Origin of the sequence: Streptomyces mesophilus, from assembly GCF_011044995.1 — a bacterium.
Taxonomy (GTDB): Bacteria; Actinomycetota; Actinomycetes; order Streptomycetales; family Streptomycetaceae; genus Streptomyces; species Streptomyces mesophilus.
In genome coordinates this window covers 1-10632 of sequence record NZ_JAAKZW010000261.1, presented here as the reverse complement: position 1 = coordinate 10632, position 10632 = coordinate 1, and the positions used below count along the sequence as shown (strand labels likewise).

The following is a 10632-nucleotide window of genomic DNA, read 5'->3' as shown; positions in this document are numbered from 1 at the left end:
ACTCCGTATCCGTCCTGCTCACGGTGGCCGGGCACGGATCCGAGGGGGAGTGGGTGCTCGGCTCGGAGGACGAGCCGGTGCGCGGCCGATCTCGTCCGTGTGGATCCAGGTCTCGAAGCCGCGCACCACGTAGTGGTCGGCGATCGGAAGGCGTACCCCGAGCAAGGTCGTGGCCTGCGCGGCGAGTTCGGGGTCGGTCGCCTGCGGGGCGCCGAGCAGCGCGGCGGACTGTTCGCGCCAGGCAGCGACGGTCCGTGCCGGGCTGTGGGTCCGCTCGTGTGCGATCACCTCGGCCGTACGGTGCGCCCAGATGTCGCGCCAGGACACGTCGTCCTGCGGCTGTTCACCGCGCGGCGCCCGTGCCGGGAGCCCGAGCCGCAGCGCCAGGGATTCGTCGGCGGCGAGGAGGTGCGCGACCGTCGCGTGCACATCCCAGTCGTGGACGACCGGGGTGCTCCAGGGCCCCTGCTCCCCCAACTCCCGCAGCAGCGCCTGCAGTCCGGCCACGGCGGCGGCGTACGGCGCGGCATGACCGGCCGTACCCGACGCCGGGGGTCGCTGCGCCAGTACGGAGGCGAGCAGGCGTCCTCGTACCTCCTGACCGCCGTCCTCGTACGCGGCCGTCTCGCCGGTCGCGGCCCGGTCGATGCGCTCGTAGGCCAGGGCCGCGTCACCGCCGTCGAGCAGCCGGACGGTGTCGCGCAGCCGGCTCGCCTCCCCCGCGCACCATTCGCACTCGGCGAGATGGCCGAGAAGGCGCGGCTCGTCGGTGGGCAGCACCGCGCCCAGGGCCCATGCGCCAAGCATTTCCCGTACGCCTTCGTGGTCGGAGCCCATCGTGTGCCCTTCTCTTTCCGTGCTCACTTCACGCACCCGCTTCTTTGCGCACTTCGCGCACCCGCTTCCCTGCTCACGTCACGCACCCCGCTCCACCGCGCACGTCACGCCCCCCGCTCCACTGCCGTGTCCGGCGGTTCGGCGAGGGTCGCGGCGAGCCGGCGTAACGCGGTGCGCAGCCGGGTCTTCGCGGTGCCTTCGGGTATGCCGAGTTCGGCGGCCACCTGGCGGTAGCTGTGCCCGGCGAAATACGCCAGATGCACGGCCTGGCGCTGCGGCAGCGGGAGTTCGGCGAGCGCGGAGTGGAGCAGCAGCGCCCGCTCCATGTCGACGACCGCCTCGTCGGGCCCAGGCCCGGGCGCGGGGATGGCGTGCAGCGCCGCCTCGTCCGTGTGCGCGGCCTTGCGGTGCCGCTCCTCGGCGCGCACCCAGTCGACGGAGCGGCGGTGGGCGAGCATCGACAGCCAGGTGCGCAGGGTGCCGCGCTGCGGGTCGTAGGTGTACGGACGCGACCACAGGTGCGCGAACACCTCCTGCGCCACGTCGTCGGCGGCGCCCGGCGCATGCGTCACGCGCAGGGCGATGCGTCGGACGAGTCCGCCGTAGACGTCGTACACCGCGGCCAGCGCGGACTCGTCCCCGTACACCAGACGCCGGTGCAGTTCGGCATCGCTCGCCGCCTGACTGGTCTCCACCGGCACCGCCTCCTGGCCCCAAGGCATTCGTAGCGCCTGGGGGGAGTGGACGCCAGGGTGCGCAGGAAAAGGGCTACGTCAGGCTGTGCAGGAGGCGGTCGACGTCGTCCGAGGAGTTGTACAGATGGAAGGAGGCCCTCAAGTTCCCTGCCCGGTCCGAGACTTCGATGCCCGCCGCGCTGAGCTGCGGCTGGCGTGCGCCGAGCCCCGGTACGGACACGATCGCCGAGCCGGGCGCGTGGACCGGGGTGTGCCCGAGCTCGGCCAGGCCCGCGCGGAAGCGGTCGGCGAGGGCCGCGTCGTGGGCGCGGACCGCCGCGATGCCGAGGTGGTCGAGCAGTTCGAAGCCGGCCACGGCTCCCGCGTACGAGTACAGGCTCGGGCTGATGTCGAAGCGCCGTGCGGAGTGGGCGAGTTCGGCCACGGGGCCGTAGCAGCTGTCCCAGGGCTGCTCGCCGGCCACCCAGCCCGCGAGCAGCGGGGTGAGACCGCCGAGGTCCTCGGGGACCACGAGATAGGTGATCCCGCGCGGGCCCATCAGCCACTTGAAGCCGACGGCGACAAGGAAGTCCGCCTGCGGCAGCGGCAGCCAGCCCGCGGACTGCGAGGCGTCGACGAGGGTGCGGGCGCCGTGGGCGCGGGCCGCTTCCCGTACCGCGTCGACCGCGGCGATCCGGCCGTCGGCCGACTGGACCTGGCTGAAGGCGACCAGGTCGGTGCCGGGGCGGACGCTGTCCGCAAGGTCCTCCAGGGCGACCGTGCGCACCTTGAGGCCCGGGCGGCTGTGGAACGGGTTCACGAGTGAGCTGAAGTCGTCCTCGGAGAGCAGGACTTCGGCTCCATCGGGCAGCGAGGCCGCGATGAGCCCCGCGTACACCGCGACGGAGGCGCCCGTGGCGACCTGCCGCGCGGGGACGCCGGCGAGCCGCGCGAACGCGGCCCGCGCGGCCTCCACGTCACGGAAGTGGTCAAGGGGGCGGCCGGCCGCGGTGGCCTGCACGCCCTCATGCATCGCGGCGACCCCCGCGGCGGGGATCAGACCGGTGCTCGCGCTGTTCAGATACGTCGTCTGCGGCGCGAAGGCGTCGCCTCCCAGGCGCTTCATGGTGTCCATGGGAGCCATGCTGGTACGTGGCCAACTCCCCGTCCATTGCGCAGATGTACACGGTCGCCCTTAGCGATGCTTATACGTGGGGTCTGAGCAGCGCGTCTGTCAGGGTTCTGGGGTCTGCCGCGCGGGACAACTGCACCGTCGCTCAGCCCTGCGGCACCGCGCATCCGTCGGGACCGCACGCGTCCGCATCGCCCTGGTCGATCAGCTGGAGAGGCGAACGCTCACCCCAGGCCTGCTGAAGCGCCTGCGTGAACACCTCGGCGGGCTGGCCGCCGGAGACGCCGTACTTGCGGTCGAGGACGAAGAACGGCACGCCGGTGGCGCCGAGTTCGGCCGCCTCGCGCTCGTCGGCGCGTACGTCGTCGGCGTAGGCGTTCTCGTCGGCGAGCACCTCGCGGGCCTCGGTCCCGTCGAGTCCGGCCTCGACGGCGAGCGCGACGAGCACCTCCGGGTCGAAGACGGAGCGCTCCTCGGCGAAGTTGGCACGGTAGGCGAGGGAGAGGAGTTCGTCCTGCTTGCCGCGGGCCTTCGCGAGGTGCAGGAGGCGGTGGATGTCGAAGGTGCTGCCGTGGTCGCGGCCCTCGGTGCGGTAGCCGAGGCCCTCGGCGTGCGCGTTGGACGCGACGTGCTCCTCCATGGAGCGGGCCTCGTCGAGGGTGCGGCCGTACTTCTTGGCGAGCATGTCGATCACCGGGGCGGTGTCGCCCTTGGCCCGGTTCGGGTCGAGCTCGAACGAGCGGTGCACGATCTCGACGTCGTCGCGGTGCGCGAAGGCGGCGAGCCCGTCCTCGAAGCGCTTCTTGCCGATGTAGCACCAGGGGCAGGCGATGTCGCTCCAGATCTCGACGCGCATGGTGTTCTCCAGGTCAGGGGGCGTCCGGTCGGATAGGTGAACGTTGAACCGGACCGGTTCATTCCCTGGTCAGGCGGGGGCGAGCCGGCTGAACTGCGACCGGTACGCGCTCGGCGTGAGACCGGTCCTGCGGACCACGTGCTGGCGCAGGGAATCCGCCGTGCCCAACCCGCAGGCGCGGGCCACCTGGTCCATGGGGAGCGTGGTCGTCTCCAGGAGTTCCTTGGCGCGCTCGATGCGCTGGTGGAGGAGCCACTGGAGCGGGCTCATGCCCGACTCGGCGTGGAAGCGGCGGGTGAGGGTGCGCACGCTGACGCCCGCGTGCCGGGCGAGGTCGCTCAGGGTGAGCGGCTCGTCGAGGTGCCGCATCGCCCAGCCGCGGGTGTCCGCGCAGGCGATGCCGCGCTCGGGCGGCAGCGGGGTCTGGGTGAACTGGGTCTGCCCGCCCGGCCGCACCGGCGCGACCAGCGCGAGCCGGGCGACGGTGTTGGCCGCGGCCGCCCCGTAGTCGGTACGGATCATGTGCAGGCACAGGTCGATCCCGGCCGCGTACCCGGACGAGGTCATGACCTGGCCGTCCTGCACGTAGAGCACGTCGCCCTGGACGTCGAGCGCGGGATAGCGCAGCCGCAGCTCCTGGGTGAGCTGCCAGTAGGTGGTCGCCGAGCGGCCGTCGAGCAGTCCGGCCTCGGCGAGCACGAAGGCGCCGCTGCAGATCGAAGCGATGCGCAGGCCCTGGATCGCGGCCTCGCGTACCGCATCGACCGTGCGGGGGTCGGGCAGATAGCGGTGGCCGGTCCCGGCGATCAGCACGGTGTCGGCGCCTTCCAGGGCCTCCAGGCCGAGCGGCACCTCCAGGGTGAGGCCGCCGCTGGTGACGATCGGTCCCGGCTCGGGGGTGCAGACCACCACCTCGTATCCGGGAGCGCCGTCGATCTCGACCTTCTCGAAGAGCATCTCGGGGATTGCCAGATTGAACATCGACACAGGTGAGGGGGCGATGACGACGATCCGGTGCGGTCGCCGCGGCTGCATTGTCGTCGACATGGCCAGAACCTCCGGACGTATGGCAATCAAGCCACTACTGTACGCCCCGGTAGATCGCCAAGGTAGGGGGCATGGCTCTCCCGACCGCAGACCGCAAGACCCGGACCCGGGTCCAACTGCCCACCGCCGCAAGCCCCGAGCGCGCCCACTCCCCCGCGCTCACCTTGCTCGCCGCCCTGCTCGGCTTCTTCCTGATCACCCTCGACGTGTCCGTCGTCAATGTGGCCCTGCCGTCGATAGCCGACTCGCTGGGCGCCGGCATGACCGGGCTCCAGTGGGTGGTGGACTCGTACACCTTGGCCCTGGCCGCGCTGATGCTCTCGACCGGCGCCTTCGCGGACCGGATCGGTGCGACGAAGGCGTACGGGATCGGTGTCGCGCTGTTCACCGCGGCGTCCGTGGCCTGCGGTCTGGCTCCGAACCTCGCCACCCTGACCGGCGCCCGGGTCGTGCAGGGCATCGGAGCCGCGATCGTGCTCCCCGCCTCGCTCGCGCTGGTGCGCCGCGCCTTCCCCGACCCCGCCAAGCGGGCCCGCGCCGTCGCGGCCTGGGCGGCGGGCGGTTCGGCGGCCACCGCGTTCGGACCGGTCGCGGGAGGTGCGCTGACCACCGCCTGGGACTGGCGCGGGATCTTCTTCATCAACGTGCCGTTCGGCCTGCTCGCCCTCGCGCTGCTGCTGCGGGCACCGCGCTTCGAACGCCGCCGTACGCCGCTCGACCTGCCCGGTCAGATCAGCGCGACGGCGGCCCTGACCGCTCTGGCCTTCGCGGTGATCGAGCGCGGGACGGTGGGGGTGCTCGCCGCGGTGGTGGCCGTGGTGTCGGCGGTGGTGTTCGTCCGCGTCGAGCGGCGCCATGAGCACCCGGTGGTCCCGCTCGCCCTGTTCCGCAATCGCACGGTCGCGGTGATGGTGGCGACGGGCGCGGCGGTGAGCGTCGCGTTCTACGGGATCGTCTTCGTCTTCAGCCTCTTCTTCCAGCAGGTGCAAGGGCGTTCGGCGCTGACGGCCGGGCTGATGTTCCTGCCGATGACGGGTCTGATCGCGGTGTCCAACATCGTCGCGGGCAAGCTGGCGGGGCGGTACGGGCCCCGGCTGCCGATGGTGATCGGTCAACCGCTCGCCGTGGTGGGCCTGTTGCTGCTCCTCTTCGTAGGCGAGAACAGCTCGACCACGATGCTGGCGCTGATCATGATGCCGCTGGCCATCGGCTCCGCACTGACCGTGCCGCCGCTCACGGCCGCGATCCTGGACGCCGTACCGGCCGAGCGCGCCGGCCTCGCGGCGGGCGTCCTCAACTCGGCGCGGCAGGTGGCCGGAGCGCTGAGCGTGGCCGGGTTCGGGGTGCTCATCTCGGGCTCGTTCGTGGTCGGCCTGCACGTCAGCGTGCTGATCGCGGCGGCACTCCTCGCGGCGACGGGTACGGCGACGGCTCTGCTGCCGCGGCGTGGGTGAGACGCTCGACGGTTAGGCAGACTTTCTTCCAGGTAGACTGTCGGCATGACTGCCGTGAAGCGCCGCCGTAGGCCGCACCTCGTCGCGACGCCCCTGCGCAAGAAGGGCGTCATCACCATCCCCCAGGACATAAGGGATCAGCTCGATCTCCGCGAGGGAGACCAGCTCGTCGTGGCCGTCGAAGACGGGCGCATCGTCCTCACGCCCGCCTCCGTCGTGCCGGATGACCAGGCCTGGTTCTGGTCGCCCGAGTGGCAGGCGAAGGAGCGCGAGGTGGAGGAGGCGTTGGCCGAGGGCGAGCGGGGTGAAGTCCACGAGGACGGCGCGTCCCTGCTGCGCACGCTGGCCGACGACGCGGGCCTCGACCTGGGGGAGATCGAGAAGCGTGCCGACGTATGAGACGCTCAGCCATTTCCTGCGCGACTGGAAGGGCCTGACGGCGGAGCAGAAGGCTGCGTTCCTGGTGGCCGTCGCCCAGTTCGTCGCCGATCTACGAGCCGGCACCGGCTTCCGGCGGGGCCTGCGGGTCAAGAAGATGCAGGGCTACGACGACGTCTGGGAGATGTCGTGGGCCCCGGACGGACGGGCCACGTTCCACTACGGCCCGTCCGTCACCGACGGTGAGCCGCACGTGGTCTGGCGCCGTATCGGGACCCACTCCATCTTCACGCGCCCCTGAACACTCAGTTCTCGCGCCGTCCGTCCACCACCCGCGGCAGCTCCAGCGGGTTGTCGTCGCGCAGTTCCGGCGGGAGCAGCGCCTCGGGGGTGGTCTGGTACGCGACCGGGCGCAGCCAGCGTTCGATCGCCGAGCCGCCCACGGACGTCGACGTCGAGGTGGTGGCCGGGTAGGGGCCGCCGTGCTGCTGGGCGGGGGCGACGGCCACGCCGGTGGGCCAGCCGCCCACGAGCACACGGCCGGCGAGCGCGGTGAGCTCGGCGAGCAGTGCGCCGCCGCGGCCCTGCGGGTCCCCGGCCTCCGTGTCGGACAGGTGCAGGGTCGCGGTCAGATTGCCGGGCAGCCGCGACAGTACGGCGGTGATCTCGGCCTCGTCGTCATAGCGGGCGACGACGGTGACCGGGCCGAAGCACTCCTCCAGGAGCAGGTCGTGCGCACCCTCCTCGGCCAGGCGCGCGGCGTCCACGGTCAGGAAGCCCGCGCCGACCGTGTGCTCACCGCCCGAGCCCGGGGTGACGGGCGCCTCGACGCCCTCCAGGGCGGCCCGCGCGGCGACGCCCTCGATGAAGGCGTCCCGCATCCGGTGGTCGAGCAGCACGCCGGCCTCGACCTCGCTGACGCCGTGCGTCAGTTCCTTGACGAGGGTGTCGCCGTTCGCACCGGCCGGTACGAGCACGAAGCCCGGCTTGGTGCAGAACTGGCCGACGCCCAGGGTCATCGAGCCCGCGAGTCCCGCGCCGAGCTGCTCACCGCGCTCGATCGCGGCGGCCTCGGTGATCACCACCGGGTTGAGCGAACCGAGTTCGCCGTGGAACGGGATGGGGTGCGGACGGGCGGCCGCCGCGTCGAAGAGCGCGCGTCCGCCGCGTACCGAACCGGTGAAGCCGGCCGCGGAGATCAGCGGGTGCTTGATGAGTTCGACGCCCGCCTCGAAGCCGTGCACCAACTGCACGACGTCCTCGGGCAGCCCGTTCTGCACGGCCGCGCGGCGCAGCACCGAGGCGCAGATCTCGGAGGTGGCCGGGTGGTCCGGGTGCGCCTTGACGACCACCGGGCAGCCCGCGGCGAGCGCGCTCGCGGTGTCGCCGCCGGGCACGGAGAAGGCGAGCGGGAAGTTGGAGGCGGCGTAGACGGCGACGACGCCGAGCGGCACCTTGTAGCGGCGCAGATCCGGCCACGGCGGGGTGCGGGTGTCGTCGGCATGGTTGATGACGATGTCGAGGAACGCGCCCTCGTCGACGAGCTCGGCGAAGGAGCGCAGCTGGAAACTGGTGCGCGCGAGCTCGCCGTTGAGGCGGCCGGGGCCGAGCGCGGTCTCCGCGTCGGCGGCCTCGACGACATGGGCGGCGGCCTCGTCGAGCAGATCGGCTGCGGTGCGCAGGAACGCGGCGCGTACGGCGCGGTCGGCCAGCGTCTCGCGTACGGCATGGGCCGCGCGCACCACGCGGTCGATCTCCTGAGCTGTGGCCTCGACCGCAACCTGCTCACGCGGCTTCCCGTTACGGGGGTCGACGCTCCAGACTTGTGCTGCTGCCACGGCCGGTCCTTCCCGAAGGCCCGAAGTGCACGGTTTCGCCCCGCTGTTCCCGGTGGTCCGCCACGAGAACCTGGGAAAACTCTGCCGCTCACCAGGGCCGTTCGATATGCTGAACGCTGTCTCCGAATGTGAATCGCTTTGGAGGCTATGCGTTGGCGAACGAAGGGGTCAAGGGCGATGTCTGCAGCCGACACCGGCGGTGGTGCGCAGGTCAAGTCCGCTGTGCGGACCGTGGAATTGCTCGAGTACTTCGCGGGCCGGCCCGGAATGCACTCGCTGGCGGCGGTGCAGGAAGCGGTCGGGTACCCCAAGTCCAGCCTCTACATGCTCCTTCGCACGCTCGTGGAGCTCGGCTGGGTCGAGACGGACGCGACGGGCACGCGCTACGGCATCGGCGTCCGCGCCCTGCTCGTGGGCACCTCGTACATCGACGGCGACGAGGTGGTGGCCGCGGCCCGCCCGACGCTCGACCGGCTCTCCGACGACACCACGGAGACCATCCACCTGGCGCGCCTGGACGGCGTCAACGTCGTCTATCTGGCCACCCGCCAGTCCCAGCACTATCTGCGCCCGTTCACCCGGGTGGGGCGCCGGCTGCCCGCGCACTCCACCTCGCTCGGCAAGGCGCTGCTCGCCACCCACACCGACGAGCAGGTCCGCAAGATGCTCCCGGAGACCCTCGCGCCGCTCACCGAGCACACGATCACCGACCGCGAGCAGCTGATCGAGGAGCTGCACCAGATCCGCGAACAGGGCATCTCGGTGGACCGCGAGGAGAACACCCTCGGGCTGCGCTGCTTCGGTGTCGCGATCCCCTACCGCACACCGGCCCGTGACGCGATCAGCTGCTCGGTGCCTGTGGCGCGTCTGACGCCCGCCCACGAGCAGATGATCAAGGACGCCCTGTTCGACGCGCGGGACCGTCTGACGCTCGCCACCCGGAGGCTCTGAATGTTCGACGCGGTACAGCCGGTGACCGACATCGCCCTGCGACCGGTCCACTCCAGCGATCTGCCGGTCTTCTTCCGGCAGATGAACGATCCGGAGTCGATGCGCACGGCCGCGTTCGTCTCACCGAAGTCGGCGGACTGGGACCTGTTCGCGGCGCACTGGGAGCGCATCTGCGCCGAGTACGTGGTCCGTACGGTGCTGCTCGACGGCGATGTGGTCGGCAGCGCGGCGGTCTTCGGCGAGCCGGGCGAGCTGGAGGTCACGTACTGGATCGACCGCGCGTACTGGGGCCGCGGTGTGGCCACGGCCGCCCTGCGCCTGCTCATCGCCGAGGTCACGGAGCGCCCGCTGCACGCCCGCGCGGCGGCGGACAACGCGGGCTCGGTCCGGGTGCTCGAGAAGTGCGGCTTCGTCGTGACGGGCCATGACTCCGGGTTCGCCGTGGCACGGGACGCCGAGATCGACGAGGTCGTCCTGACCTTGGCATGACACCGACGGGCCCGCCCCCGCCGCCTCCCGCGCCCCTCGGGAAGGCAACGCTTGGGTCACGGCGGAACATCGCGTGCAGCAAATCGGCCTCCGGCTACGTCAGTTGAGCAGGAAGCCAAGGCGGCTTCGTACAGGGGGCGGACATGCCGCAGAGACACGAGCCGGGGCCCGCGTATGCGGGCGGCTGACGTGCCGGCCTTCACGGCCTTCGTGCAGGCACGGTCGTCGGCGCTCTTCAGAACCGCGCTGCTGCTCACCGGCGAGCGCCATCTGGCCGACGATCTGGTGCAGTCCACGCTGGAGCAGGTGTGCCGGCACTGGCGGCGGGTGCGCTCCGCCGACGCTCCCGAGGCGTACGCGCGCCGGATCCTGGTGAATCTCGCGAACGACCGCTGGCGCAGGCTGCGCGGGCACGCGGAGATTCCCCTGGACGAGGGCATCGGGGGCGAACAGGCCGACCCGGCGTTCGATCCGTACCAAGGCCTCCATGTCCGCGACGAGTTGATCCGCGTCCTGCACACCCTGCCGATCGGCATGCGGACCGTGCTGGTGCTGCGGTACTTCGAGGAGCTCGGCGACGCGGAGATCGCCCGTCTGCTGGACATCTCGGAGAGCTCCGTCAGATCCCAGGCGGCCCGAGGGCTCGCGAAGCTCCGCTCGGCCATCAACGCACAGACGACGCGCGCGAGTTCAGGAGGGGCGGCATGACCCATCTCGACCTGGAGGAGGAGCTGGCCGCGGCCATGCTCGATCGTACGGAGCAGGTTCCTCCGCGGGCCTACGACGTGGACGCGGTCTTCGCGACCGTACAAAAGCGGCGTCGGCGGCTTCAGTGGGGCGCGGCTGCGGCCGTCGCGGCCGTGGCGCTAGGCGCCGGATTCGTGGCCCAGAACGGGCCCGGCCGGGTCGCCACACCTGCACAGGCCACCCCCACTCCGAGCGCGGCCACCCAGTCCACTTCCCCGCCCGCCCATGT

12 protein-coding genes and 1 pseudogene are annotated in these 10632 nt (G+C 71.7%); 7 read left to right on the top strand and 6 right to left on the bottom strand.

Features of this window, described 5'->3' with window-relative positions; genetic code table 11:
- Window positions 1–18: 18 nt before the first annotated feature.
- The 5 genes from G6045_RS35435 to G6045_RS35415 all read right to left on the bottom strand — a co-directional run bounded on the left by G6045_RS35435 (window position 19) and on the right by G6045_RS35415 (window position 4546).
- A complete protein-coding gene (locus tag G6045_RS35435; RefSeq protein WP_328708020.1) occupies window positions 19–864 on the bottom strand; it encodes a maleylpyruvate isomerase N-terminal domain-containing protein in 846 nt (281 codons plus the stop codon).
- Window positions 865–941: 77 nt separating this feature from the next.
- Complete coding sequence (locus tag G6045_RS35430) at window positions 942–1559, bottom strand: sigma-70 family RNA polymerase sigma factor (protein ID WP_165336318.1); 618 nt, start codon at window positions 1557–1559, stop codon at window positions 942–944.
- A gap of 46 nt (window positions 1560–1605) precedes the next feature.
- A complete protein-coding gene (locus tag G6045_RS35425; protein WP_165336317.1) occupies window positions 1606–2646 on the bottom strand; it encodes an aminotransferase class V-fold PLP-dependent enzyme in 1041 nt (346 codons plus the stop codon).
- Window positions 2647–2788: 142 nt separating this feature from the next.
- On the bottom strand, window positions 2789–3499 hold the full coding sequence (locus G6045_RS35420) for a DsbA family oxidoreductase (protein WP_165336316.1): 711 nt from the start codon (window positions 3497–3499) through the stop codon (window positions 2789–2791).
- A 69-nt stretch (window positions 3500–3568) separates the two neighbouring features.
- Window positions 3569–4546 carry a GlxA family transcriptional regulator gene (locus tag G6045_RS35415; RefSeq protein WP_235968521.1) on the bottom strand — a complete coding sequence of 326 codons (978 nt, stop codon included), beginning with the start codon at window positions 4544–4546 and terminating at the stop codon, window positions 3569–3571.
- Between the two features lie 71 nt (window positions 4547–4617).
- Here G6045_RS35415 and G6045_RS35410 point away from each other — a divergent pair, with 71 nt between their 5' ends.
- The 3 genes from G6045_RS35410 to G6045_RS35400 are packed head-to-tail and all read left to right on the top strand — an operon-like array spanning window position 4618 to window position 6679.
- Window positions 4618–6000, top strand: coding sequence for an MFS transporter (locus G6045_RS35410; protein WP_165336315.1), 1383 nt, complete (start codon window positions 4618–4620; stop codon window positions 5998–6000).
- A 45-nt stretch (window positions 6001–6045) separates the two neighbouring features.
- Window positions 6046–6399 carry an AbrB/MazE/SpoVT family DNA-binding domain-containing protein gene (locus tag G6045_RS35405; protein ID WP_165336314.1) on the top strand — a complete coding sequence of 118 codons (354 nt, stop codon included), beginning with the start codon at window positions 6046–6048 and terminating at the stop codon, window positions 6397–6399.
- The gene (locus tag G6045_RS35400) at window positions 6386–6679 is read left to right on the top strand and encodes a hypothetical protein (RefSeq protein WP_328708019.1); all 294 of its coding nucleotides are present in this window, start codon (window positions 6386–6388) and stop codon (window positions 6677–6679) included. The genes G6045_RS35405 and G6045_RS35400 overlap by 14 nt, the downstream gene beginning before the upstream one ends.
- Before the next feature lie 4 nt (window positions 6680–6683).
- On the opposite strand, the gene G6045_RS35395 is transcribed toward G6045_RS35400, so the two are convergent.
- Complete coding sequence (locus tag G6045_RS35395) at window positions 6684–8216, bottom strand: aldehyde dehydrogenase (NADP(+)) (protein ID WP_165336313.1); 1533 nt, start codon at window positions 8214–8216, stop codon at window positions 6684–6686.
- 177 nt (window positions 8217–8393) lie between these two features.
- Here G6045_RS35395 and G6045_RS35390 point away from each other — a divergent pair, with 177 nt between their 5' ends.
- From G6045_RS35390 to G6045_RS35375, 4 genes and pseudogenes are all read left to right on the top strand, one after another.
- A complete protein-coding gene (locus G6045_RS35390) occupies window positions 8394–9167 on the top strand; it encodes an IclR family transcriptional regulator (protein WP_165336312.1) in 774 nt (257 codons plus the stop codon).
- Window positions 9168–9656: a GNAT family N-acetyltransferase gene (locus G6045_RS35385; RefSeq protein WP_165336311.1), complete on the top strand. Its 489-nt coding sequence runs from the start codon at window positions 9168–9170 to the stop codon at window positions 9654–9656.
- A gap of 174 nt (window positions 9657–9830) precedes the next feature.
- Window positions 9831–10364, top strand: a complete 534-nt coding sequence (locus G6045_RS35380; protein ID WP_165336310.1) for a SigE family RNA polymerase sigma factor — start codon at window positions 9831–9833, stop codon at window positions 10362–10364.
- Window positions 10361–10632: pseudogene (locus G6045_RS35375) on the top strand (hypothetical protein); the annotation flags it as partial. The gene G6045_RS35380 and the pseudogene G6045_RS35375, both read left to right, overlap by 4 nt.

Coding starts and splice junctions, on each gene's coding strand:
- G6045_RS35430 (WP_165336318.1), bottom strand. CDS start 1,559: ATGCCTTGGGGCCAGGAGGCGGTGCCGGTGGAGACCAGTCAGGCGGCG.
- G6045_RS35425 (WP_165336317.1), bottom strand. CDS start 2,646: ATGGACACCATGAAGCGCCTGGGAGGCGACGCCTTCGCGCCGCAGACG.
- G6045_RS35420 (WP_165336316.1), bottom strand. CDS start 3,499: ATGCGCGTCGAGATCTGGAGCGACATCGCCTGCCCCTGGTGCTACATC.
- G6045_RS35415 (WP_235968521.1), bottom strand. CDS start 4,546: ATGTCGACGACAATGCAGCCGCGGCGACCGCACCGGATCGTCGTCATC.
- G6045_RS35410 (WP_165336315.1), top strand. CDS start 4,618: ATGGCTCTCCCGACCGCAGACCGCAAGACCCGGACCCGGGTCCAACTG.
- G6045_RS35405 (WP_165336314.1), top strand. CDS start 6,046: ATGACTGCCGTGAAGCGCCGCCGTAGGCCGCACCTCGTCGCGACGCCC.
- G6045_RS35390 (WP_165336312.1), top strand. CDS start 8,394: ATGTCTGCAGCCGACACCGGCGGTGGTGCGCAGGTCAAGTCCGCTGTG.
- G6045_RS35385 (WP_165336311.1), top strand. CDS start 9,168: ATGTTCGACGCGGTACAGCCGGTGACCGACATCGCCCTGCGACCGGTC.
- G6045_RS35380 (WP_165336310.1), top strand. CDS start 9,831: ATGCGGGCGGCTGACGTGCCGGCCTTCACGGCCTTCGTGCAGGCACGG.